Genomic DNA, 3,062 nt, shown 5'->3' with positions numbered 1-3,062 from the left:
TTCGTTACTGGCGATCGCGGTTTCCGCCGCCGGACCCGTCCATCCCCAGGCCAGCTCGGCCAGGGCGCAGCGACCCGCGGTGTGTGCTTCTTCGGCGAGATCCGCGCCCGCTCGCAGCAGTGCGGCCGCATCCGTGTCGCCGATCCCGGTACCGAAAACGGTGAGCAGGTCCGTCAGGGGAGCCGCCAGCAGATCCGCCAGCGCGGACGCGTGCTGACCCACGGCGCCGGTGACCATCACCGGCCTCCGGAGGCCTGGAGGCGCGCGGTCGTGTCGTCGACCGCACGCTCGTACGAGGCGGCTGCCGCGACCGCCGCTTCGCCCATCCCGGCGAGTACGGCGCCGAGCCGGGTGAGGTCTCGTTCGTGTTCGCGGTGTGCTGTCGTGAACGCGGTCAGGAAGTCCGCGGCCACGGGGCCGAGCGCTGTCGTGAGCGGGGTCGGGTTTCCCTCCCGGGTACGCGCGGCGGCGTCGCGCAGCTGCTGGGCGAGGATCCCAGCGGTGTGGCCGAACGCCGTGATCGTCTCCGGGTGGGCGCGCAATTCGGCCTGCGCGTGGTCTCCTGGCACGTGTCGGTCCCCTCGTCGGCAGCGGATAATCCTCACTCTGCTTGGACGCACCGCCGAGCCGTCCGGTTCCGTCGTTCTATCCTTCCGGCATGGACTCGCTCGTCGTCGACCATCCGCTCGCCGCCTCTCTGCTCACGGTTCTGCGTGACGAACGCAGTGACAACGCCGCGTTCCGGCACGCCTTGCGCCGGCTCACCCAGATGCTGATCTACGAGGCGGTACGGGACGCGCCGATCGAGGAGTTCGAGGTCCGCACTCCCGTCGCCGCCACCACCGGAGTGCGACTGCGTCAGCCTCCCTTGCTGGTACCGGTGCTGCGCGCGGGTCTGGGCATGGTCGAGCAGGCGCACGCCCTGATCCCGCAGGCCCAGGTCGGGTTCGTGGGGCTGGCCCGCGACGAGAAGACCTTCGAACCGGTGCCGTATCTCGAATCGCTGCCCGAGGATCTGTCCGGGCTTCCCGTCTTCGTCCTCGACCCGATGCTCGCGACCGGGGGGTCGATGGTGCACACCCTCGACATGCTCGTGGCGCGCGGCGCGACCGACATCACCGCGGTGTGCGTGGTTGCGGCACCGCAGGGCGTCGAGGCCCTCGCGGCATCCGAGCATCCGGTGCGGCTCGTGACGGCCTCGATCGACGAGGGACTGAACGACGCGAAGTACATCGTCCCCGGCCTCGGCGACGCGGGCGACCGCCAGTTCGGACCGCGGTAAGAGCTCCCAAACCTGTTACCAATGTGACTGACGGGGCTCGTGTGACATCAGACCGTCGCTGATCCGTTATCGGGTAGTCATACTCGCGGCCCCGGGGGCACCTCGACTCTCGTTACGCTCCTGCGTGTTCGGCACATGTTCGTTGCCACCCACGTATTTCTGCGGAACGGGGAATCCGAATGCTCAGCAACTCCTCCCACTCACGCCTGCAAACCCTCGCCCGAATTACTGCGCTGGGCGCGGTCGCGGCGCTGGGTTCGCTTGTGAACCCGGCTGTGGCGGCCGCCGCCCTCGACAACGCCAGAACCCTGCCGCTCGACGATGACCGCGCAATCGAAGTACTGCAGGCCGACACGTCCATCCAGTGGTATCCACCACTCGACAGTTCCCCGTTGAGTGCCGAATTCTTCAGCGACGGCACTACATCCGTCCGGATCACCGGACCCGACGCCGACCGGTTCACGGGGACGAAACTGACCGTCGGATACCAGATCGGATATCCGGTCGCACTTCCCGGCGCAACCGTTCACGTCATCACGCCCGGTGTCGATGTGGGAACCGACACCAGTGCAAATCTTGCTGTCGAGCTGATCCCCGATCTGGCGGTGGGAGTCGACCTCGGCACCGGGAACAGCCTCGCCGCCTCGATCCTTCCCGAGCAGGAGATCGAGGTCGAACTCGAACCGGGCGGCATCACCGACGTACCGATCGTGGAGGAACACGAATTCGACGGCGCCTCGGCCACAGTAAGGTTCGCCGGCATCCACGGTTCGGTGTCCGGTGTCCTGGGGCCGGTGACGATCCGGCCCTACGCGCGGGCGGTGACGTCGTCCAACGACGTCGTCGTCACTTACGGTAAGCCACAACGGTTCTGACCGGTTCCCCGATCGGCGTGCGGGTCAGACCGTGGAAACGGTGTGAGCCCAGTGGCGCAGCGACGCAAGCTTCGATTCTGCTGCCGCCCGGTCGCCGTCCCGTTCGACCACCTCGAGATAGCACTTGAGTTTCGGCTCGGTGCCCGACGGACGGACCACCACCCGGACCGTGCGGCCCTCGACCACGACGGCGTCGGTGTGCAGCGGACCCTCCGACGCCAAGAGGTCGGTGGCGGTGACCGGTTCGCCGGCCAGCCGGCGTGGCAGGTCGGCGCGCAGCTTCGCCATGATCGCGGCGATGTGCGTCGGTTCCGTGACCCGGACGGACACCTGATCGCCGACGTGCACACCGAACTCGGAATACAGATCGCCGAGCGCGTCGATCAGGGTGCGGCCGGTCGCTTTCAGCTCGGCGGCGTAATCGGCGACCACGACGGCGGTGGCGATGCCGTCCTTGTCGCGCACCGCGTCCGGGTCGACGCAGTGCCCGATGGCCTCCTCGTAGGCGTAGACGAGACCCTGGCCGGCGCGGGTGAGCCACTTGAAGCCGGTGAGGGTCTGCGCGAAGCGGGCACCGCGCGCGTCCGCGATTCTGCCGAGCAGCGTGGACGACACGATCGTGGTGGCCACGAGTGAGCCGGCCGAGGCCGTGTCGAGTATCCGGTCGCCGAGCAGGACGCCGGTTTCGTCGCCTCGCAGCATCCGCCATCCGTCGCGGGTGGGTACTCCGACGGCACACCGATCGGCATCGGGGTCGAGCGCGATCGCGAGATCCGCGTCGATGTCGTCCGCCAGGGTGAGCAGCGCGTCGGCGGCGCCCGGTTCCTCGGGATTGGGGAACGCCACCGTCGGAAACGCCGGATCCGGGTCGAATTGCGAAGCGACCACATGGACGTCGGTGAATC

Annotated in this window: 3 protein-coding genes and 2 pseudogenes; 2 read left to right on the top strand and 3 right to left on the bottom strand. The window is 68.3% G+C overall.

The genetic code is table 11. The features are described from left to right. Positions 1-237, bottom strand: a pseudogene (locus Q8814_RS25355) (hypothetical protein); the annotation flags it as partial. Next, complete coding sequence (locus Q8814_RS25350) at positions 237-569, bottom strand: type VII secretion target (RefSeq protein ID WP_330154713.1); 333 nt, start codon at positions 567-569, stop codon at positions 237-239. The gene Q8814_RS25350 and the pseudogene Q8814_RS25355, both read right to left, overlap by 1 nt. 89 nt (positions 570-658) lie before the next feature. Between Q8814_RS25350 and upp the strand changes: the two genes are divergently transcribed. Continuing rightward, positions 659-1,282 (top strand): uracil phosphoribosyltransferase, encoded by a 624-nt coding sequence (gene upp, locus Q8814_RS25345; RefSeq protein ID WP_330154712.1) that lies wholly within the window; start codon positions 659-661, stop codon positions 1,280-1,282. A 179-nt stretch (positions 1,283-1,461) separates the two neighbouring features. Further along, positions 1,462-2,157, top strand: coding sequence for an MspA family porin (locus Q8814_RS25340; RefSeq protein ID WP_330154711.1), 696 nt, complete (start codon positions 1,462-1,464; stop codon positions 2,155-2,157). A gap of 24 nt (positions 2,158-2,181) precedes the next feature. Here Q8814_RS25340 and Q8814_RS25335 read toward each other — a convergent pair. Next, positions 2,182-3,062, bottom strand: a pseudogene (locus Q8814_RS25335) (phospho-sugar mutase); the annotation flags it as partial.

The sequence above is a fragment of the Rhodococcus chondri genome (assembly GCF_036327435.1).
GTDB lineage: Bacteria > Actinomycetota > Actinomycetes > Mycobacteriales > Mycobacteriaceae > Rhodococcus > Rhodococcus chondri.
This window is presented reverse-complemented; position numbering and strand designations above follow the sequence as displayed.